At 65.5% G+C, this 21,087-nt stretch carries 20 protein-coding genes; 11 read left to right on the plus strand and 9 right to left on the minus strand.

The window, feature by feature from the left end; all coding sequences use genetic code 11:
- Positions 1-47 precede the first annotated feature (47 nt).
- The 3 genes from gorA to pgi form a co-directional block, all read right to left on the minus strand.
- Positions 48-1,421, minus strand: a complete 1,374-nt coding sequence (gene gorA, locus C8J45_RS10310; protein ID WP_258191401.1) for a glutathione-disulfide reductase — start codon at positions 1,419-1,421, stop codon at positions 48-50.
- 106 nt (positions 1,422-1,527) lie between these two features.
- Entirely contained in the window at positions 1,528-1,905 is a 378-nt protein-coding gene (locus C8J45_RS10315) for a DUF4174 domain-containing protein (protein WP_181321187.1), read from the minus strand.
- 143 nt (positions 1,906-2,048) lie between these two features.
- Entirely contained in the window at positions 2,049-3,539 is a 1,491-nt protein-coding gene (pgi, locus tag C8J45_RS10320) for a glucose-6-phosphate isomerase (protein WP_107963148.1), read from the minus strand.
- Positions 3,540-3,664: 125 nt separating this feature from the next.
- On the opposite strand from pgi, the gene lepB reads away from it, so the two are divergent.
- The 3 genes from lepB (at position 3,665) to era (ending at position 6,345) form a co-directional block, all read left to right on the plus strand.
- Positions 3,665-4,474, plus strand: a complete 810-nt coding sequence (gene lepB, locus C8J45_RS10325) for a signal peptidase I (RefSeq protein WP_107963149.1) — start codon at positions 3,665-3,667, stop codon at positions 4,472-4,474.
- Positions 4,471-5,133: a ribonuclease III gene (gene rnc, locus C8J45_RS10330; RefSeq protein WP_056065532.1), complete on the plus strand. Its 663-nt coding sequence runs from the start codon at positions 4,471-4,473 to the stop codon at positions 5,131-5,133. The genes lepB and rnc overlap by 4 nt, the downstream gene beginning before the upstream one ends.
- A 288-nt stretch (positions 5,134-5,421) precedes the next feature.
- Entirely contained in the window at positions 5,422-6,345 is a 924-nt protein-coding gene (era, locus tag C8J45_RS10335) for a GTPase Era (protein ID WP_258191402.1), read from the plus strand.
- Between the two features lie 260 nt (positions 6,346-6,605).
- Here the strand turns inward: era and C8J45_RS10340 are convergent, their stop codons facing one another.
- Positions 6,606-7,304 (minus strand): NAD-dependent deacylase, encoded by a 699-nt coding sequence (locus C8J45_RS10340; RefSeq protein ID WP_107963151.1) that lies wholly within the window; start codon positions 7,302-7,304, stop codon positions 6,606-6,608.
- 217 nt (positions 7,305-7,521) lie between these two features.
- Here C8J45_RS10340 and C8J45_RS10345 point away from each other — a divergent pair, with 217 nt between their 5' ends.
- From C8J45_RS10345 to C8J45_RS10360, 4 genes are all read left to right on the plus strand, one after another.
- Entirely contained in the window at positions 7,522-8,316 is a 795-nt protein-coding gene (locus C8J45_RS10345; protein WP_181321188.1) for a hypothetical protein, read from the plus strand.
- A gap of 216 nt (positions 8,317-8,532) precedes the next feature.
- Entirely contained in the window at positions 8,533-10,050 is a 1,518-nt protein-coding gene (locus tag C8J45_RS10350) for a fumarate hydratase (protein ID WP_107963152.1), read from the plus strand.
- Between the two features lie 44 nt (positions 10,051-10,094).
- The gene (locus tag C8J45_RS10355; protein WP_146168607.1) at positions 10,095-10,721 is read left to right on the plus strand and encodes a hypothetical protein; all 627 of its coding nucleotides are present in this window, start codon (positions 10,095-10,097) and stop codon (positions 10,719-10,721) included.
- A 70-nt stretch (positions 10,722-10,791) separates the two neighbouring features.
- Complete coding sequence (locus C8J45_RS10360; protein WP_107963154.1) at positions 10,792-11,277, plus strand: DUF2501 domain-containing protein; 486 nt, start codon at positions 10,792-10,794, stop codon at positions 11,275-11,277.
- Between the two features lie 685 nt (positions 11,278-11,962).
- On the opposite strand, the gene C8J45_RS10365 is transcribed toward C8J45_RS10360, so the two are convergent.
- Positions 11,963-12,544, minus strand: a complete 582-nt coding sequence (locus C8J45_RS10365) for a hypothetical protein (RefSeq protein ID WP_258191403.1) — start codon at positions 12,542-12,544, stop codon at positions 11,963-11,965.
- A gap of 112 nt (positions 12,545-12,656) precedes the next feature.
- Here C8J45_RS10365 and C8J45_RS10370 point away from each other — a divergent pair, with 112 nt between their 5' ends.
- Positions 12,657-13,034 (plus strand): PRC-barrel domain-containing protein, encoded by a 378-nt coding sequence (locus tag C8J45_RS10370; protein ID WP_107963156.1) that lies wholly within the window; start codon positions 12,657-12,659, stop codon positions 13,032-13,034.
- Between the two features lie 51 nt (positions 13,035-13,085).
- On the opposite strand, the gene uvrB is transcribed toward C8J45_RS10370, so the two are convergent.
- Positions 13,086-15,284, minus strand: a complete 2,199-nt coding sequence (gene uvrB, locus C8J45_RS10375; RefSeq protein ID WP_107963157.1) for an excinuclease ABC subunit UvrB — start codon at positions 15,282-15,284, stop codon at positions 13,086-13,088.
- A 281-nt stretch (positions 15,285-15,565) separates the two neighbouring features.
- Here uvrB and C8J45_RS10380 point away from each other — a divergent pair, with 281 nt between their 5' ends.
- Both C8J45_RS10380 and C8J45_RS10385 read left to right on the plus strand, forming a co-directional pair.
- A complete protein-coding gene (locus tag C8J45_RS10380; RefSeq protein WP_107963158.1) occupies positions 15,566-16,396 on the plus strand; it encodes a ferredoxin--NADP reductase in 831 nt (276 codons plus the stop codon).
- Positions 16,397-16,566: 170 nt separating this feature from the next.
- Positions 16,567-16,953: a VOC family protein gene (locus C8J45_RS10385; protein WP_056489810.1), complete on the plus strand. Its 387-nt coding sequence runs from the start codon at positions 16,567-16,569 to the stop codon at positions 16,951-16,953.
- Between the two features lie 266 nt (positions 16,954-17,219).
- On the opposite strand, the gene C8J45_RS10390 is transcribed toward C8J45_RS10385, so the two are convergent.
- Positions 17,220-18,383, minus strand: a complete 1,164-nt coding sequence (locus C8J45_RS10390; RefSeq protein ID WP_107963295.1) for an MBL fold metallo-hydrolase — start codon at positions 18,381-18,383, stop codon at positions 17,220-17,222.
- A 119-nt stretch (positions 18,384-18,502) separates the two neighbouring features.
- Between C8J45_RS10390 and C8J45_RS10395 the strand changes: the two genes are divergently transcribed.
- The gene (locus C8J45_RS10395) at positions 18,503-20,083 is read left to right on the plus strand and encodes an amidase (RefSeq protein ID WP_107963159.1); all 1,581 of its coding nucleotides are present in this window, start codon (positions 18,503-18,505) and stop codon (positions 20,081-20,083) included.
- A gap of 33 nt (positions 20,084-20,116) precedes the next feature.
- Here the strand turns inward: C8J45_RS10395 and C8J45_RS10400 are convergent, their stop codons facing one another.
- Entirely contained in the window at positions 20,117-20,512 is a 396-nt protein-coding gene (locus C8J45_RS10400) for a DUF4345 domain-containing protein (RefSeq protein WP_107963160.1), read from the minus strand.
- Positions 20,509-20,967 (minus strand): DUF2721 domain-containing protein, encoded by a 459-nt coding sequence (locus C8J45_RS10405; protein ID WP_056053043.1) that lies wholly within the window; start codon positions 20,965-20,967, stop codon positions 20,509-20,511. Before C8J45_RS10405 ends, C8J45_RS10400 begins: the two co-directional genes overlap by 4 nt.
- Between the last annotated feature and the right edge of the window lie 120 nt (positions 20,968-21,087).

The raw sequence follows: 21,087 nt of genomic DNA on the forward strand, positions 1-21,087 counted from the left end.
ACTGGGCTACCGCCTTCGCGGTAGAACAAGCTTGAAGCGGGGCGCCCTCACTTCATCAAGACAAGCTCTTCCGCCATCGTCGGATGCAGTGCGACCGTCGCATCGAAATCGGCCTTGGTCAGTCCCGCCTTAACCGCCACCGCAGCCGATTGCAGGATCTCCGGGCAGTCCGGCCCGATCATGTGGATGCCCACCACCCGGTCGGTCTCGCCATCGCAGATCATCTTGTACAACGACCGTTCGTTGCGGCCCGCCAGCACGTTCTTCATTGGCCGGAAATCGCTCGAATACACCCTAACCGAGCCGAGTGCTTCCCGCGCCTGCGACTCGGTCATCCCGACACCCGCCATTGGCGGATGGCTGAACACCGCGGCGGGCACGTTGGCATAATCGACGCGTGTCGGCTTGCCACCGAAGAACGTGTCCGCAAACGCTTGCCCTTCGCGGATCGCGACCGGGGTCAGCTGGATGCGGTTGGTGACATCGCCGACCGCAAAGATCGAGTCGCAGCTCGACTTGTTGTCCTCGTCGACGATCACCGCGCCAGCCGCGTCCATCTCGACGCCCGCGGTATCGAGCCCCAAGCCCTTCGTATTAGGCAAACGGCCGGTAGCGAACATCACGAGGTCGACGACGATTGGCTCATGCCCGCTCATCTTGACCGTCAGGCAGCCATCCGAGTCCTTCTCGATGCTCTCGAACGCAGCGTTAAAGCGGAAGTCGATGCCCTTGCTCATCGAGATCTGGAGCAGGCGGTCGCGGATCGACTCGTCATAGCCGCGCAGGATCACGTCGGTCCGGTTGACCAGCGTGACGTGCGAGCCGAACTGGTGGAAGATGCCGGCGAATTCGTTGGCGATATAGCCCGCGCCGGCGATCAGCACGCGCTTGGGCACGTCATCGAGATGGAAGACCTCGTTCGAGGTGATGCCATGCTCGGCACCGGGGAACTCAGGCACCAGCGGATGCGCACCGACCGCGATCAGGATCTTCGCGGCGGTCTTGACGGTGCCATCGGCGAGCGTGACTTCGTTCGGGCCAGAGACAACCGCGCGGTGGTGGATGATGTCGACATGGTTGTTCTGCAGCGTGGTCGTGTAGGCGCCGTTGATCCGGTCGACCTCCTCCATCACGTTGTCGCGCAACGTCGGCCAGCTGAACGCGCAGTTGTCGGGCACCTGCCAGCCGAACCGCTTGGCATCCTTCAGATCCTCGGCGAAATGCGCACCGTAGATCAGCAGTTTCTTCGGTACGCAGCCGCGGATGACGCAGGTCCCACCGACCCGGTACTCCTCCGCGACCGCAACGCGCGCGCCATGCGCGGCGGCGACGCGCGATGCCCGCGTCCCGCCCGAGCCTGCGCCGATGACGAACAGGTCATAGTCGAATTGGGTATCGGTCGCGGATGTGGTGTCGGTCACGGGCAGTCCTCGTACGTCGCGTGCCGCGGAGCGGCTTTGCATGCCATCTGGGGCAGGGGGCGCGAGGCGGCAACCCCGGCGCGGCGATCACGCTGATCGTCTAAGCCTATCGCTGCCCCGCCTTGCGCATCGGCATCGCGTCAATCGTCGCCTCCAGCGCGGCGGCGGGGAAGGGCTTGGCGCTACGCAGTTTCTCGCCGCCGTCCTTGCCGACCAGGATCGCGGTGAAGCTGGTGGGGAGGCGGTATTTGCGGCGGAGCGCTGCGGCTGGGTCGCTTGCGCCACGAACCGTGTCGCCGACGACCTCGACGATGGTGAGGTCCCGAGCGGCGGCGTTGGTCTTCCAAGTGGCCAGAATACGACGTTGCTCGGCGAGCGATGCGTCATCGGCGGCTGGGGCGGACACGATCAATATCCGCCGCTCCCACTTCATCTGCGCGACGGTGGGTGAGGCTGCGAGCGCGATGGCAAGGAGTAGAGGCATGAGGATGTAACGCTCAGCCTCTCCAGTTCTCCCGCGCCTTCTAGTTCTCCCGCGGAGGCGGGAGCCCAGGGTCCCAAGCGCTGTAGGTGGTATCCTGGGCCCCCGCCTTCGCGGGGGAACACGAAAGAGGTTTCCTCTCGGAATTACCCAAACGCGCGCTTGATCAGATCATCCGTCGAAGGATCGAACGTCTGCCCGCCCTTCTCCGCGGCCTTCGCCATTTCCTTCCCCAGCTCCACCCCGAACTGGTCGAACGAATTGATCCCCAGCAGCACCCCGTTCACGAACACCCGGTGCTCGTAAAACGCGATCAGCGCGCCCAGCGTCCGCGCATCCAGATCGTCGAGCAGCAACGTCGAAGACGGCCGATCGCCCGAATAGCTCCGCGCCGGATCCTCGACCTGCTTGCCCGCCATTAACGCAGCCCCCTGCGCAAACGCGTTCAGCAGCAGCGCCCGGTGATGCTCCTCAGGCAACGTATCGCCCGGCTCGATCACCGCGATGAACTCGACCGGCACCAGATGCGTGCCCTGGTGGAGCAGCTGGAACACCGCATGCTGAGCCTCGGTGCCCACCCCACCCCAGGTAATCGCAGCCGAAGGACGCCCGAGCGGCTGCCCGTCGACCGTCACCGACTTGCCGTTCGACTCCATCTCCAACTGCTGGAGATAGCTCGGCAGCAACCGCAACCGCTCGTCATACGCGAACGGCGCGCGCGTCTCGGCATGGCGGATCTGCGTGTAATACAGGTCCGCGAACGCCGCGAGCGCCGGCGCGTTCTCGTGGAGCGCCGACAGCCGGAAATGCCGGTCCATCTCGGCCGCACCCTCGAGCAGCTCCTCGAACCGGTCCCAGCCCAGCGCGATCGCCGCCGGGAACCCGATCGTCGACCACAGCGAATACCGCCCACCGACGCTTTCTGCGAACGGCAGGATTCGCGTCTCATCGACGCCCCATTCCATCGCCTTCTCGGGCGACGCGGTCAGCGCGATCACGCGGCCATACGGATCCTCGACATTATGCTCGGTCATCCACTGCAGCACGCTTTCGGCGTTCATCAGCGTCTCGGTCGTCGTGAACGTCTTCGACGCGACCACGAGCAGAGTCGCCGCCGGATCGAACTTCGCGAACACGTCTTCAAGCGCGACGCCATCGACATTGGCGACGATCGCCACGTCGTAGCGCTTGTCGTCACGCCCCAGCGCATCGACCAGCAACTGCGGCCCCAGCGCCGACCCACCGATCCCGACGTGCAGGATATGCCGCACCGGACCCAGCGCTTCCGCCTCGATCGCATCGATCAGCGTCCGCATCCGCTGGTGGCTCGCCTGCGCGATCGCGACGCTCTCGGGCTTGCCCTCGCCGCGCTCGGCGGTGTGCTCGACCGCGCGGCCCTCGGTGACGTTGACGATTTCGCCCGAGAACAGCGCCTGGCGCTTGCCCGACAGATCCTGCGCCTTCGCCATTTCCTCGAACGCGGTGACCATGTCGGTCGTCAGATGCGTCTTCGACCAGTCGAAGTGGATCCCCGCGACGTCGAGGCTCAGCTTCGAGAGGCGCTCCGAGTCCGCCGCGAACAGGTCGGTCAGCTTGGTGGCGGGCAGGGCTTCGATCTTGGACCAATCGGCGGTCATGCTGCTTCTCCGAATAGACGTGCGCGCCGGTCATGCTGCAAGCGCGAGACCGCGACAACGCTCTTTCGGTGACACGTATCCCGCGCACGCTTGACGATAGGCGCGGTCTGCGCAAACCCGCGCACATGGCAAATGACGTGAAGACCAAACCCGTACGTTCCGAAACGAGCGAAACGTTCCGCTTCCTGCTGAAGCTGGCGGTAGTCGTGCTGATCCTGCGCAGCTTCATCTTCGCGCCGTTCAGCATCCCGTCCGAATCGATGCTCCCCCGGCTGCTGATCGGCGACTATCTCTTCGTCTCGAAGTGGAACTACGGCTACTCGCGCTGGTCGCTCCCCGCGGGCATCCCGCTGATCCCTGGCCGCATCTTCGGCAGCACGCCCACCCGCGGCGACGTCGTCGTCTTCCGCGCGCCCGAAGTGCTCGACCACGACGTCATCAAGCGCGTCATCGGCCTCCCCGGCGAGACCATCCAGATGCGTCAGGGCACCGTCTACCTCAACGGCAAGGCGATCCCGAAGCTGCGCATTGCCGACTTCACGATCCCGCTAACCGCCAATTTCGACGCCGAGAAATGCGGAGCGCCGTTTGTCGACGTCGTCGCCAACGTCCAGATTTGCCGCTACCCGAGGTTCCGCGAGACGCTTCCGGGCGGTCGCAGCTACGAAGTGCTCGACCAGGCCGAACTCCCCGACCGCGATGACACCGGGCTCTACACGATCCCCGCCGGCCACATCTTCGTGATGGGCGACAACCGCGACGACAGCGGCGACAGCCGGTTCCCCGCGCCGCAGGGCATGGGTTACGTCCCGCTTGAGAACGTCGAGGGCAAGGCGGTCGTCAATTTCTTCTCGACCGACGGCGATGCCGAATGGCTGAAGCCCTGGACCTGGGTCAGTGCCGCGCGCTGGAGCCGTATCGGGGAAGGCTTTTGAGCGACCTCGCCGGCTGGCTGAAGACGCTCTTCGGCCGCGCACCGACCAACCTCGCCCCCTATGAGCGCGCGCTGACGCACGGCAGCCAGGCCGCGGCGAACTACGAACGGCTAGAGTTCCTAGGTGATCGCGTCCTGGGCCTGATCATCGCGGAATGGCTCTACGAACTGTTCGCGACCGACCCCGAGGGCTCGCTGTCGAAACGCCTCAACGCGCTCGTCACCGGTCCTGTCTGCGCCGACGTAGCGCGCGAACTCGGCGTCCGCGCGCATCTGAAACTCGGCAAGCAAGCCCGCGACGACGGCGCGAGCGACAGCGACAACGTACTCGGCGACGTGATGGAAGCGCTGATCGGCGCCTGGTATCAGGAAGCCGGCCTAGACGCGGCGCGCAAATTCGTCCGCGGCGCCTGGGGGGACAGAGTACAAGCCGGCGCCAAAGCCCCGCAACACCCCAAGTCCGCGCTCCAGGAATGGGCCGCGGCGCACAACCGCAAGCCCCCCGAATACACGATCGTCGAACGCACCGGCCCCGGCCACGCCCCGAAATTCACGATGCTCGTCTCGGTCGGCAAACTCGCCGAAGCGACCGCAACCGGCTCCAGCAAACAGGAAGCCGAGACCGCAGCGGCCAAGGCACTGCTCGAAAAGCTGGGCTAAAGAGGATTTTTCGCGCAGAGGCGCAGAGGCGCAGAGGACGCGGAGATGGTGCGATCGGGGCAAGGTCGTGCCCGGTAAGACACCGATTATTCGGCGGCGTTTGGTTCAGCGAGTGCGCCCCTCATTCACTTCATCTCTGCGGCCTCTGCGCCTCTGCGCGAACAAACTCTTTCTTCTCGGCCGGCGCCCGACGCGCCGGCGAGTGAGGCCGCAGTTTGGCGGGAATGACGCGAGGGCGTTTTGTCTGTATGACCGCCCCCGAATATCCCGATGCCGAAAAGAGCCTAAGTGACCGAACCTGCTACTCCTGAAATCTCCGCCCCCAAGCATTGCGGCCTGGTCGCCATCGTCGGCGCGCCGAATGCGGGCAAGTCGACGCTCGTCAATGCGCTCGTCGGCCAGAAGGTCGCGATCGTCAGCCCCAAGGCGCAGACGACGCGCGCGAAACTGATGGGCGTCGCGATCGAGGGCGACACGCAGATCCTGCTCGTCGACACCCCCGGCATCTTCGAGCCCAAGCGGCGCTTCGACCGCGCGATGGTCGCCGCCGCCTGGGGCGGCGCGGAAGGGTCGGACATCATCGCGCTGGTGGTCGATGCGAAGGGCGGCATCGGCGGCAAGGTCACGACGATCGTCGAGTCGCTGGTCGGCCGGACCGAGCCGATCTGGCTGATCCTCAACAAGGTCGATCTCGCCGACAAGACCAAGCTGCTGATCCACGCCGAGAAACTCAACGCACTGCTCCCGTTCGCCGAGACGTTCTTCATCAGTGCCGGCACCGGCGACGGCCTCGCACACTTCAAGACGCAGCTTGCGAAGGCGATGCCCGAAGGTCCGTGGCACTATCCCGAGGACCAGGTCTCCGACTCGACCGAGCGCGCGCTGGCGTCCGAAGTCACGCGCGAGCAGCTGTACCTCCAGCTCCACGCCGAACTCCCTTATGCGAGCACGATCGAGACCGAGCAGTATATCGAACGCCAGGACGGCTCGTTGGAGATCCACCAGCAGATCCTCGTCGAACGCCCCACCCAGCGCGCGATTGTGCTCGGCAAGGGCGGCGTCCGCATCAAGGAGATCGGCGCCCGCTCCCGCATCGAACTCGCCTCGATCACCGGCAAGCCCGTGCATCTGTACCTGCACGTTAAAGTGAAGCCCGGCTGGGACGAAGACCGCGAAGTCTACCGCGACATGGGCCTCGACTGGGTCGATTAACCGTCACTCAGAAGACTGCTCCCCCGCGAAGGCGGGGGCCCAGACTGGACTCCCGCCTTCGCGGGAGAACAAATCTTCTGTCGACCACTAGGTGCGCCGAAGCCACCAACTCACAACCACCCCGGCGAAGGCCGGGGCCCAATTGGGGGACGTCCATAACGGCGGCCGGCGCATCGTTACTGCAACCTTTCCAATTGGACCCCGGCCTTCGCCGGGGGGGGGCGATGTGGCGTAGCGTCCGCTTAAGCGGGGGAGCAAGCTTAGGACAGAACCTCGTCCACCCACGCCGGCACCAACACCCCAGCCGCCCCGATCCGCGTCTGCTCGAAAAACACGCTCCCCATCGACGGATCAAGGTTCAGCTCCAGTGTCCGCGCCCCGTGATACGCCGCGGTCTGCACGAACCCCGCCGCCGGATACACCGCGCCCGACGTGCCGATCGACACGAACAGATCTGCCTTCGCCAGCGCGGCCTCGATCCGCTCCATCTGGTACGGCATCTCGCCAAAGAACACGATGTCCGGCCGCAACGCCGCGGCCCCGCACGCGCCGCACACCGACCCCTCCGGCAATGCCCCCGACCAAGGCGCACGCGCCCCACAAACGGCACACAAGGCCGACAACAACTCGCCATGCATATGCAGCATCCGCGTCGCCCCCGCCCGCTCGTGCAGGTCATCGACATTCTGCGTGACGATCAGCAGTTCGCCCTCCCAAGCCGCATCCAGCCGCGCCAGCGCGTGGTGCGCGGCGTTAGGCTCGACCCCCGCCAGAGCCGCGCGCCGCAGATCGTAGAACCGGTGTACCAGTTCGGGATCCGCCGCGAGCGCCTCGGGGGTGCAGACGTCTTCAACACGGTGCCCTTCCCACAAGCCGCCCGGCCCGCGAAACGTCGCGATCCCGCTTTCCGCCGAGATGCCCGCGCCCGTCAGGACGACGATGTTTCTGATATCCTGCATCGGCACATTCTAGGCGGGGCAGCGACGCGCGGAAAGCCGAAGTCGGTCTGCCGCCGCCGAAATCGCCTTCCGGTCGCCCGCACGCCGTGTCCGTGCGATGCGACCGATTGTCCCTTCCGGCGTTGAAGTACATCGACCATATCATCATGGCCGTCTGCGAACCGATCGCCGGTGCCGTCTCGGCGCTACGCTTTGATATTGTGAAGGATTTACTGCGATGTTGACGAAAAAGCTGATGCTGCTGAGTGGCGTGGTCGCGGTCCTCGGCGGCTGTGGTCAGACGACTTCGACGGACTCGAACACCACGACCGCGAACATCGCCATGGGCAACACCAGCGCCGCGGCGAGCGCGACCCCGGCGGTCAACCGCGTCCGCGGCGTGATCACCGCGATCGGCACCGATGCGCTGACCGTCCAGACCTATGACGGCAAGTCGGCCACCGTACCGCTCGGCGCCAACACCAAGTTCGCCTGGGTGGTGAAGTCCGACCTGTCGACGCTCAAGGACGGCGACTTCATCGGCACCGCGACGACCGGTCCCGACGACGCGTTGCGCGCGGTTGAACTCGTGATCTTCCCCGAGGCGATGCGCGGCACCGGCGAGGGTCATTATCCCTGGGACGTCCCCGGCGCGGTCGCGGCTGCAGGCGGCGGCACGAACGGGTCCAGCGCAATGACCAACGGCACCGTCGACGGGCAAAGCGCGATGACCAACGGCACGGTCGATGGCCAGAGCGCGATGACGAATGGCACGGTCGCGCAGCAGAGCGGCATGACGAATGGCACCGTTACCGGCGGCGCAGGCAAGCCCGGCGAGACCAAGCTGAGCATCTCGTACAAGGGCGGCAAGGCCCAGGTCGTCGTCCCCGTCGGCACGCCGATCGTCCGGTTCGAGCCGGCCGAGCGCACGGTCCTCGCCAAGGGCCAGAAGCTGTTCGCGATCATCTCGGCGGACTCCAAGGGCGCCAGGTCGGTCGCAGTGGGCAAGGACGGCCTGACGCCACCGATGTAATCGAACTAACACTTTGATATAATAGGAAATGTCGGGGTGGTGCTAAGGTCATCCCGACCTTTTCTGTTTGGTGGCATCGTATATGCGAGGGCACGTTGGTGTGACCTTATCGTAACCTTTGGCCGTTTGCGCCCCGATCACCGCGACGACCCCGTCTTCAAAAATCACGCGATCGCCGCTAAGACGTCTGCAAACCTGTATCCGTAAAGGCGCTGCATGACCGTCATCACCGAAGCCGACCTGATCGAAAGCGTCGCCGACGCACTCCAGTTCATCAGCTACTACCACCCGATGGACTATATCCGCGCGCTGGGCGTCGCGTACGAGGCCGAGCAGAGCCCCGCGGCCAAGGATGCGATCGCGCAGATCCTGACCAACAGCCGGATGTGCGCGGAGGGCCACCGCCCGATCTGCCAGGACACCGGGATCGTCACGATCTTCGTCAAATGGGGCCAGGATTGCCGCCTCGACTCGACCCGCTCGCTTCAGGAAGTGATCGATGAGGGCGTGCGGAAAGCCTATCTCAATCCCGAGAACAAGCTGCGTGCGTCGATCCTCGCCGATCCCGCCTTCACCCGGCGCAACACCAAGGACAACACGCCGAGCGTGATGCATGTCGAGATGGTGCCCGGCAACACCGTCTCGATCGACGTCGCGGCGAAGGGCGGCGGCAGCGAGAACAAGTCGAAGTTCAAGATGATGAACCCGAGCGATTCGATCGTCGACTGGGTGCTCGAGATGATCCCGCAGATGGGCGCGGGCTGGTGCCCGCCGGGCATGCTCGGGATCGGCATCGGCGGCACTGCCGAGAAGTCGATGATCCTTGCCAAGCAGTCGCTGATGGGCTCGATCGACATGGCGCAGCTGAAGGCGCGCGGGCCGAAAAACGACGTCGAGGCGCTGCGGATCGAGATCTACGACAAGGTCAATGCGCTCGGTATCGGCGCGCAGGGCTTGGGCGGGCTGTCGACCATCCTCGACGTCAAGATCTTCGACTGGCCGACGCACGCCGCGTCGAAGCCGGTGGCGATGATCCCCAACTGCGCCGCCACGCGCCACGCGCATTTCACGCTCGACGGCTCGGGCCCGGTGTATCTCGAAGCACCGAAGCTTGAGGAATGGCCGGATGTGAACTGGACACCCGACAAGGCCGCGATCCGCGTCGATCTCGACACGCTGACGCCCGAAATCGTGCAGACCTGGAAGCACGGCGACCGCCTGCTGCTCAACGGCAAGATGCTGACCGGGCGCGACGCGGCGCACAAGCGGATCAAGGACATGCTCGATGCGGGCGAGCCGCTGCCGGTCGATTTCAGGGGGCGCGTGATCTATTATGTCGGCCCGGTCGATCCGGTCGGCGAGGAGGTCGTCGGACCTGCTGGGCCGACGACGGCGACGCGGATGGACAAGTTCACCCGGATGATGCTCGACCAGGGCCTGCTCGCGATGGTCGGCAAAGCCGAGCGCGGCGGCGATGCGACCAAGGCAATCGCCGAGGCCAAGTCCGCGTATCTGATGGCGGTCGGCGGCGCCGCGTATCTGGTCGCGCGCGCGATCAAGGGATCGAAGGTCGTCGGCTTTGCCGATCTTGGCATGGAAGCGATCTACGAGTTCGAGGTCGCGGACTTCCCGGTGACCGTCGCGGTCGATTCCGCGGGCGAGAACGTCCACCAGCTTGCGCCTCTGGTCTGGCGCGAGAAGATCGCGCGCGAGGGGTTACTCACGCCGGCATGACGACCCGCGCACGCAGAAGGGGGCAGGGCCCAGTCCGGTGGATCGTGGCCATCTTCCTTCTGCTCGCCATCGCGGTCGTCTACGCGCCGCAGTTGCTAGCGTTTCCGTATAAACAGCGCGTCGGCACCGTCACCGTCTATGCAGAGCGTCCGATCGATCCGCGGATCGCCAGCGAACTGGCACGCGCGGAAGAGTTGTTGCGCGCCAGTCCGATCTACACCGGGCCGGTCGATCGGTCGCTGTTCCTGACGGGCGGCGGCTGGCGATGGCGCCTTCTGGCGATCCAGTCGCCGGGCGCCTTCGCGTTCCGCCGGCCCTTCAGCTCGGCGATCGTCTTCAACCACAGCGACGTCGCCGCGGATCGCGTCACGAACGGTCGTGCGATCGGCGGCACTCGCACGCTGTCTGGGGTGATTGCGCACGAGACGACGCACATCATGATCGCCAACCATCTTGGCGAAGTACGTAGCGCGATGCTCCCGACCTGGCAGCAGGAGGGGTATGCGGATCATGTCGCGCGCGAGAGCAGCCTGACGGACGCGGACGCTGCACGCCTTCGCGAGACCGATCCGGCGGCGCCGGCACTGGTATATTACGATGCCCGCCGACGGGTCGCGGCGGCGTTGAGCGCCAAGCGCGGATCGGTCGACGCGTTCTTCGCGGGCGGCTGAACGAAGCCGAGCCCGGAACGCACCCCGGCCAGTCCTGTTGGTAATACGACCTTATCGGAGCACGCTCATCATGCCCAAGACCGCAATCGCCCTCGTCGCAGCCTTCACCCTCGCTACCACGGCCTCGGCCCAGACCACCGCGCCGCAATCGGCGTCGACTCAGGGTGGCCTGGGCAGCCTCGGGGGACTCGGCGGTCTGCTAGGTGGCGCGTTGCCGAACGTCGGATCGATCGGTGCTGGGAACGCGGCTGGCCTGCTCGGCTATTGCCTGAAGAACAATCTGCTCGGGCAAGGCGGTGCGCTTGGCGCCTTAACTGGCGGGCGGAATGCAGCGTCACGAACGGGCACCGCAAAGGCCCCGGCCACCGGCGCGCAGTCGATCCTTCAGCGTCTGACCGGGCGACAGGGTGTGCAGACGTCGCCGGGCTATGCCGCGGGGCAGGAAGGCGAAGTGCAGGCGCCGAACGGCCAAGCGTTTTCGCTCGACGATCTCGGCGGGCAGGTGAAGACGCGGATGTGCAGCATCGTCCTCAACCGGGCGAAGTCGTTCCTGTAGGGCGGCGGTCTTGGGCAGCCGGCGCCTCTACCGTGCAAAGCGCAGCGTGTGTACCTGAACCAGCATGTTTCCCCGCGAAGGCGGGGCTCCAGACTGGGCTCCCGCCTTCGCGGGAGAACAAGGACGTGCGCTGCCCCTTCGATCTGTCACGGACGGCGGCGTGCCAAACGTTCCGGAATCTCTGGATAGTTTCGGCCACACAATGCCGCAAAACTTAACCGATCAAGTCCGTAGGGCGGTGGAGTCTGGAATTGGCCCCACATTAGGCGGCGCGGGCCGGGCAATGGGTTTGCCCCCGAGCGCAGCTTGCCCCCACGCCCCGTAGTTCCCACAAACGAAAAGAGGCTGCCGGATCGTCTCACGACGAACCGACAGCCTCCTGACATGGTCAGCGGCCGGAGAGCTCCAGCCCGGAGGACCATGCGTACCGCCTATCCTATGGACCACGTGTTGACTGGGAGAGGATACTCCCCACGCGGACCGGCGGACTTAGCGGTGCGTCCCCCGAACGAACCGAACCGAACTCACTGCTGAACCATGAGACATCGGATCACCTCCTTTCGCTTGTTGAAACAACGCGGCCAAGCCTGACCGCAACGCCAATGTGTGCCGACCGCGCCTGCGATACAAGCCTTGTTTTACGGAAGTTTTCGGGCAATCCTGTGCGACTGCCAGTTGGTCGAAATCAGCCGCGGCAATCTTCGGTGACCCGCTCTATCTCGGCCCAGGCGGGCACGACCAGCGGCGGCAGTCCGGGCTGCTGGACGACGAACCGCCCACGACTGAACCCCATCGCCTCCAGCAACGAATCGTTCGGCATCAGCGCGGCCGCGACATAGGGCGGCGTGCCCCCGGTCGGCTGGACGGACACCGCGCGCGTCACGCTCGACGTGCGGATCGTCAGCGGCGTCGCCGTGCTCCCCGCGCGCGACAGATAGATTGCGCGTGCTGCCGTGTCGCAACGCAAGGTGAGCGACGCATCGGCATTGGCCGGCCCGAACAGCGCGATCGAACCGCGCGCATCGCGGCGATACACCCATGTCCCCGGCGAATATGTCCAGTCGCGCCAATCGGCGGCGATCGGTACCGGGCGCGGCGCCGGCGCGGGGGGGCGGGCCACGGTGCGCGGCGGCGGCGGTGCTTCGGCCCGCGGCGGCGGGACACAGCCGGCGATCGAAGCGAGCGTCGCCAGGCCGGCGAGTCGCGCCAGCACGCGGGGGCTGGCGAGCGATCGCAAGCCGACGAGGGAAGGGGGCAGAGTGCGCATCGCATCGCTATGCGGCACGCCCGGCGGTCGCTCAAGTACGACGAAGCGCGCTAGCCGGGAACCGCCGCACGGTGATACCGGTTCAGCGACGGAAGAAATCAGGAGAACGTCCATGTCCGATACCGCCGCCCAGACGCCGACCCAGCTGCTCGTCCAGTCGAACATCTCCGGCACGATGAAGGTCGAGAGCCGCGATGGCGACAATGTCGGCTCGGTCCACGCGTTCATGGTTCACAAGGGCACCGGCCGGGTCACGCATGCCGTGCTCAGCCTCGGCGGCTTCCTCGGCATGGGCAAGAGCTTCTACCCGCTGCCGTTCTCGCTGCTCCAGTTCGACGCCGTCCGCGACCTCTACGTGGTCACGATCGACAAGCGCGTTCTGGAAGGCGGCCCCAGCTGGGCGAACAACGCACCGGTGTTCGACCAGGCCTATGCCGACCGTGTGGCAAGCTATTACGGGTCGAACAGCGAGGACCTCGTCGTCGGTTAAGCTCCACTTCGACCGGTGCGGGTAAGTTGCCCGCACCGGTGATGTCCGCGATCACCGCGACCGTGAGCCTCCCATCCGCATTTTCTGGCTCTTGCCGTAACGCGTCTTTCGCGTGCCGGGCTTGCCCTCGTTAGAGCGGCCCATGACCGGCGCCTTTTGCTGGTCGACCGGCAGGCCGAGTTCCTCGTTCTCCAGCTGGCGGATCTCGTCGCGAAGGCGCCCGGCGGTTTCGAACTCCAGATCGCTCGCAGCCTTGCGCATCTGCTTTTCGAGATCCTCGATATACGCGCGGAGGTTGTGGCCGACCATGTGCGGCCGGTCCTCGTCGATAGGGATCGTCACCTGATCCTGGCTCGCGACGTGTGCGATGATGTCGCCGATGTTGCGGCGGATCGTCGTCGGGGTGATGCCGTGTTCGGTATTGTACGCGACCTGTTTCTCGCGACGGCGCGACGTCTCGTTCATCGCGCGCTCCATCGATCCGGTGACGCGATCGGCGTACAGGATCACGCGGCCATCGACGTTGCGCGCCGCGCGGCCGATCGTCTGGATCAACGACGTCTCGGAGCGCAGGAAGCCCTCCTTGTCCGCATCGAGGATCGCGACCAGCCCGCATTCGGGGATATCGAGCCCCTCGCGCAACAGGTTGATGCCGATCAGGACGTCGTAGACGCCCAGACGGAGATCTCTGATAAGTTCGATGCGTTCCAGCGTCTCGACGTCGCTGTGCATGTAGCGGACTTTTATGCCCGCTTCGTGCATGTATTCGGTCAAATCTTCGGCCATCCGCTTGGTCAGGGTGGTGACTAGGGTGCGGTAGCCGAGCGCGGTCGTTTTGCCGACTTCGACGATCAGGTCCTGGACCTGTTCCTCGACCGGCTTGATCTCGACGGGCGGATCGATCAGCCCGGTCGGGCGGATGACCTGTTCGGCGAACACGCCGCCGGTCTGCTCCATCTCCCAGCTGCCCGGAGTGGCCGAGACATAGGTCGTCGGCGGCCGCATCGCGTCCCATTCGTTGAAGCGCAGCGGCCGGTTGTCGATCGCGCTCGGCAAGCGGAAGCCGTATTCTGCGAGCGTCAGTTTACGTCTGTGATCGCCGCGCGACATGCCGTTGATCTGGCCGATCGTGACATGGCTCTCGTCGACGAAGAGCAGCGCGTTGTCCGGGAGATATTCGAACAAAGTGGGCGGCGGTTCGCCGGGCATGCGGCCGGTAAGGAAGCGCGAGTAATTCTCGATCCCCGCGCAGGAGCCGGTCGCCGCGATCATCTCAAGATCGAAGTTGGTCCGCTGCTCAAGCCGCTGCGCCTCCAGCAGCTTGCCCTCCAGCACCAACTCCTTCAGCCGCTCGGCCAGTTCATGCTTGATCGCCTCGCCCGCCTGCTTGAGCGTCGGGCCGGGCGTCACGTAATGCGAGTTCGCGTACACGCGTACCGAGTTCAGCGACGCGACCTTCTTTCCGGTCAGCGGATCGAATTCGGTGATCTCCTCGATATCGTCGCCAAAGAACGAGATGCGCCACGCGCTGTCCTCGTAATGCGACGGGAAGATCTCGAGCGTGTCGCCCTTCACGCGGAAATTGCCGCGCTGAAACGCCGCGTCGTTGCGCTTGTACTGGAGCGCGACGAGTTTGCGCACGATCTCGCGCTGGTCGACCGTCGTGCCCTTCTTGAGGTCGAAGATCATCGCCGAATAGGTCTCGACCGAGCCGATACCGTACAGGCACGACACCGACGCGACGATGATCACGTCGTCGCGTTCGAGCAGCGCGCGCGTTGCCGAATGCCGCATCCGGTCGATCGACTCGTTGGTCGACGATTCCTTCTCGATGTAGGTGTCGGAGCGCGCGACATACGCCTCGGGCTGGTAATAATCGTAATAGCTGACGAAATATTCGACCGCGTTGTCGGGGAAGAACGACTTCATCTCACCGTACAGCTGTGCGGCCAGGATCTTGTTCGGCGCAAGGATCAGCGCGGGTCGCTGGACGCGGTTGATGACGCTGGCCATCGTGAAGGTCTTGCCCGAGCCGGTGACACCGAGCAGCACCTGGTCCTTCTCGCCGTCGCCGATCGCGGAGACAAGTTCGGCGATCGCGGTGGGCTGGTCGCCCGCGGGTTCATACTCGCTGACGAGGTTGAATCGCTTGCCGCCCTCGACCTTTTCGGGGCGCGCGGTCGGGCGGTGCGGGACGAAGCTTTCGCCGGTTTCGGGCTCGGCGAGGCTGGTGCGGATCTGAATGGCCATCGAGGGGGAATATGGGGAACATGGCCTGAGTCGGCAACGGCCAGTGATCACCGTGATAGCCAACTTCGTTCTCCTGCGAACGCAGGGGCCCAGGGTTACTGAGGGACGCCGCTTAGCAACCCTGGGCTCCTGCGTTCGCAGGAGAACGCGGAGATACGAGGCGGCGGTTTGGGAGCGGCCAAGTTTAGCTGTTGTTGACCCGTCCGGCTCACGCCCATAATGCGACCGTTTCGCAAGCCATCGATCCGCCAGCGCCCGCGCGTAGGCCAAGGAATAGACGCATGACCGCCCCGACCGTCGAAGCAACCCGCGCGCCCGCGCTGATCCCCGAGACCCCCGCGTTCCTCAACGCCAAGGTGCTGTGGGTGCGTCACTGGAACGAACATCTGTTCAGCTTCGCGATCGAGCGGCCATCGACCTTCCGCTTCCGCTCGGGCGAGTTCGTGATGATCGGCCTTCCCCAGGAAGGCGGAAAGCCGATCATGCGCGCCTATTCGATCGCGTCGCCGCATTATTCGGAGGAGCTCGAGTTCCTGTCGATCAAGGTCGAGGACGGCCCGCTGACCTCGAAGCTTCAGCTAATCCAGCCCGGCGACGAAGTGTATCTCGGCAAGAAGCCGACCGGTACGCTGGTGCTCGACGCGCTGCTGCCGGGGAAGCGGTTGTTCATGTTCTCGACCGGCACCGGCCTCGCGCCGTTCCTCAGCCTGATGCGCGATCCCGACGTCTATGCCGCCTATGAGCAGGTGATCGTCGTGCACAGCGTGCGCCGCGTGAGCGATCTTGCGTATCACGACGAGATGGTCGGCCTGCTGGCGGAGGACCCGCTGATCGCCGACGAAGCGCAGACGCAGTTCCACTACATCCCGACCGTGACGCGCGAGCCGTTTCGCACCACGCGGCGGATCGGTGCGCTGATCGAGGACGCGTCGCTGTTCGGCCATCCGGTCCGCGGCGAGCAGAAGCTCAACCCCGAGACCGATCGCGCGATGCTGTGCGGATCGACCGAGATGATCAAGGAATTCGCGGTGATGCTCGAGGCTAACGGCTTCGAGGAGGGCGCGAATTCGAAGCCGGGTACGTTCGTGATCGAGCGCGCTTTCGTCGGGTAATCCACGACCGCAACGCTAGCTGTTCCCCCGCGAACGCGGGACCCAGGGATTACATCACTGTCGCATGCCGGAGGGTTCGGGCCTGGACCCCCGCCTTCGCGGGGGAACAGCTAGTTGCGTCCCCCGCGTAACCCTCCGATATCGCTCCTTATTCATAATAGGAGAGACCCATGATCGGTTACGCGACGCTCGGCACCAACGATATCGACTCGGCGCTGGCATTTTACGACGCGCTGTTCGCGACGGTCGGCGGCAAGCGCCTCATGCAGATGCCCGACGCGCGCCAGTTGACCTTCTACGGCGCGGGCCCCGACAAGCCGATGCTCGTGATCGGCAAGCCCTATGACGGTGCAGCGGCGACCGCGGGCAACGGCACGATGGTCGCGCTCGCGGCGGATTCCCGCGAGCAGGTCGATCAGGTCTACGCCAAGGCGATCGAACTCGGCGGCGCGGACGAAGGCGCTGCCGGCACGCGTGGACCCGAGGAAATGGGCTTCTACGGCGCGTATTTCCGGGATCCGGACGGCAACAAGCTCTGCGTGTTCAAGATGGGGTGAGGTGCGGGCACGATTGAGGGGAATACCACCCCGGCGAAGGCCGGGGCCCAATTGGAAAGGTGGCAGTAACGAAGGGCTGTCCACCGTTCGCAGCCTTCCCCAATTGGGCCCCGGCCTTCGCCGGGGTGGTGGGGCCGGCGTTACGTTTCTCTCTCGTTGTTCTCCCGCGAAGGCGGGAGCCCAGTCTGGGTCCCCGCCTTCGCGGGGAAACAGGCTTACTCGGTCGCAGGGGATACCCGCCGAACAGCTTCGGGGTGGCGGAAGAATTAACGGAGTGCGCGAACCTGCGGCGTATCGAGACACTGCAACAAAGCCGCCCGAGCCATCGGCGTTACCGTCACCGGCTTTACATACCCCGCAACCTCCGTGGGCCGCCCGATCGCCACGGGCTCGAACCCAGTCTGCCCCGTACACCGCATCGCCGCCGCCAGTAGTTTCGGCGGCGTATCATACCCTTCGAACGACAGCCGGAACGTCCCCCAGTGGATCGGGATCGCGTGCGCTGCGCCCAGCCGGCGATAGACCTCGACCGCATCCACCGGCCCGATATGGCTGCCCGACTCCATCTGCCCGTCGACGAACCGGAACGCGCCGATCGGGATCAGCGCCAGCCGGATCGGTCCCAACGCTGCCGCTTCGCGCGGCCATTGGCCGTCGCCCATCCCGGTATCGCCCGCAAAGAACACGTTCCCGCCTGGCAGCGTGACGACGAAGCTCGACCACAACGCGCGATTGCGATCGGTGAACCAACGGCTGCCCCAATGATGGTTGCGCGTCACGGTGACCGCGACACCGGGCCTGATCGCCACCCGCTGACCCCAGTCGAGCGCGGTCGCCTGCGCGCCGGTCTGGCCGATCACGCTGTCGTTGCCCAGACTGGTAACAATCCGCGGTCGATCGCGCTGCCAGAGCCGCTTCAGCGTCGCCTTGTCGAGATGGTCGTAGTGATTGTGACTGACCAGAACGACGTCGATCTTCGGCAACGCATCGAACGCGATCCCCGGCTCGGCGACACGACTAGGGCCCGTGCCCAGCGGCCCGGCCTTCTCCGCCCAGACCGGATCGGTGAGGATGTTGAGCCCCTGCGTCTGGATCAGAACGCTGGCATGGCCGACCCACGTCACGACCATCCGCTCGCCCTCGACCCGGGCGGGCGGCGCGACGCGGTTCACCGGGACCGACTTGGGCCATGCGGGCCGCCCATCGCTGCCCGTGAAATAGTGCCAGAAGAAGCTCGCGCGACCACCGCCGGCCGGCTGGATCTGCTGCGTGTCGGCGTCGTTGTCGGGATTGGCGAAGTGCGCGCCGTCGAAATGGCCGCTCTCCGGTCCGCGGTAGTAGAGGCGGTCGAGGAAGCGTGGGACGATCGTCATCGCCAGCGCGACGATCACGACCGCCAGCAGCACGATGCCCCCGACGATCTTCAACACGAGACGCACGCCATTCCCCTATCCGTTGCTGGTCCGTAACGCATCGTGTCGAGCATCGTTCAGACCGCTTGGCGCAGGCCCGCAACCCCGATAGCCTCGCGCCAAAGGGGATTCGCAAAATGCGTAAGCTTATCATCGGGCTATTGCTCGCAACCGCCGTTCCATTCGTCGCGAGCGCCAAGACGGTCGCGGTCGAGGAACAGTCGATCGACCAGGTCCAGGCGGCGATGACCGCGGGTAAAGCGAGCAGCGTCGACCTCGTCCGCGCCTATATCACGCGGATCGCGGCCATGGACCGCAAGGGCCCCACTCTCCGCGCCGTCATCGCGCTCAACCCCGACGCGCTGGCGCAGGCCAAGGCGCTCGACGCCGAACGCAAGGCCGGGCGTATTCGCGGGCCCCTCCACGGCGTGCCGGTGCTGATCAAGGACAATGTCGAGACCGCCGACGCGATGCCGACGACGGCCGGCAGCCTCGCGCTGAAGGACAATCTCACGCGTCGCGACGCGCCCGTCGTCGCGCAACTCCGCGCTGCGGGGGCGGTGATCCTGGGGAAGACCAACCTCAGCGAATGGGCGAACATCCGCTCGACCCGGTCGATGAGCGGCTGGAGTGCGGTCGGCGGCTTGGTCAAAAATCCCTACGCGCTCGACCGTACCGCCTGCGGATCGTCAAGCGGCTCGGGCGCGGCGATCGCGGCGAGCTTCGCGGCGGCGGCGATCGGCACGGAAACCGATGGTTCGGTGGTGTGTCCGTCGTCGCTTAACGGGCTGGTCGGGCTGAAGCCGACGCTCGGCCTGGTCAGCCGCACGCACGTCGTGCCGATCAGCCACAGCCAGGATACGCCGGGGCCGATGGCGCGAAGCGTGCGTGATGTCGCGACGTTGTTCTCGGCGATGATTGCGGTTGATCCTGCCGATGCCGCGACCGCGGGGGCAGGGGCTTACAAGCGCGACTATGCGGCGGGGCTGTCGACCAGCGCGCTGTCGGGTCTGCGCGTCGGCGTCATCCGGCCTGAGATGACCGCGGACCTTGCCGCGAAATACCAGGCCTCGCTCGATGTGCTCAAGGCGGCGGGCGCGGTGCTGGTCGAGGTCAAGCAGCCCAAGCTCGATGGGCTCGGCGAGGCGGAATTACTGGTGCTCCAGACCGAGTTGAAGGCCGATCTCGACACCTATCTCGCGACCACGCCAGCGGCGGTCGGCACGCGGACGCTCGATCAGGTCATCGCGTTCAACACCGCCAACGCGGGCACGGAGATGCCCTTCTTCGCGCAGGAGACATTCGAGGCCGCGGCGAAGACCAAGGGGCTGGACGATCCGGCGTACAAGGCAGCGCGCGCCAAATCGCTGCGGCTCGCGGGTGCAGAGGGGATCGACGCGATGCTCAAGGCCGCGGGCGCTACATTACTGGTCGAGCCGACCTACGGCCCCGCGTGGCTGAGCGAGCCTGTGTACGGCGATCAATACGGTGGCCCGAGTTCGAGCGGACTGCCGGCGGTGGCGGGCTATCCAAACCTGACCGTGCCGATGGGGCTGGTTCGCGGTTTGCCGGTCGGGCTGTCGTTCATCGCGACGAAGTATGGCGACGCAGCGGTTCTCGGTGCCGGCTATGCGTATGAGCAGAGGGCGAAGGCGCGGGTCGCGCCACGGTATCTGCCGACCGCCGATGCCGGTCCGGGCCTGGACGCTGCACGCTGATCGATCGATCCTCCCCCTGGCGGGGGAGGATCGTCAGGCTCGGGTAGCCCGCTTGGCGAAATTCCACTGCCAGAGCATCAGCAACGGCACGACCACCGTCTCCATCGCCAGCCCGAGCACGTGGCCCTGCGACGGCACACCGACCGCGAGCAACGAGATCCCGCGCGACAGTCCGCCAACGAAGATCAACCCGCCCAGCAGGCGAAACCGCGGTCCCTTGCGCTCGATATCCGGAATGCAACTGACGAAGCCCAGACCGGTCGCGAAGAAGATGCCGGAGATATACCGGAAATGGCTGTCGAGATCGCGCGGGATTTCGGCGAGATGGCCGAACGGCGTGGGGCCCTGCAGCACGCCTTGGCCGCCGACGATCAGCGGCAACAGGCACGCGACCGCGATCACCGCCTGCAGCACGCGCTTCTCGATCATAACAGGTCCTTCAGCAACTCCGGCCGGATCCGGAAGGCCCGCAACGACATCCGGACCTCGAAGATGAACGAGACAAGCGCTGCGATCAGCAGGATCATCGCGAGGATGAAGCACAGCGCGACCGCGGTGCCGAAATGAAGCTTGGCGAGTTCGGCGATGAACAGCAGCGCGATTAGCACGCAGGTCATGATCGCGCTCGACACCGCTAGGAACAGCGCCGCGTTAATGATCGTCATCCGGCGGTCGAGCAATCGCAGCTCCCAGCCGTAGCGCGTGCGATCGGCCGCGGAAAAATTCGGGTGCAACTGCTCCAGCTTCCGCGCGCGGTCGATCACGCGCGACAATCGTCCGGCGAGTACGTTGAGCAACTGTCCGATGCCCGCCAGCATGAAGACCGGCGCAAGCGAAAGCTGGATCGTCTGGGCGATCGTCGAAATGGCGGGGATCGTCGGCATGCCGGCACCATGTGGGAAAATATGCCGGATAGGAAGATCGTGAGCGTCGTCCGACCGATAGATCGTCGCAGTTTGGCCGTTGGCGTCTCAGACCCATACGCTTTGCAAGGCGCGGCTTTT

The sequence above is a fragment of the Sphingomonas sp. PP-CE-3G-477 genome (genome assembly GCF_003050745.1).
Lineage (GTDB): Bacteria > Pseudomonadota > Alphaproteobacteria > Sphingomonadales > Sphingomonadaceae > Sphingomonas.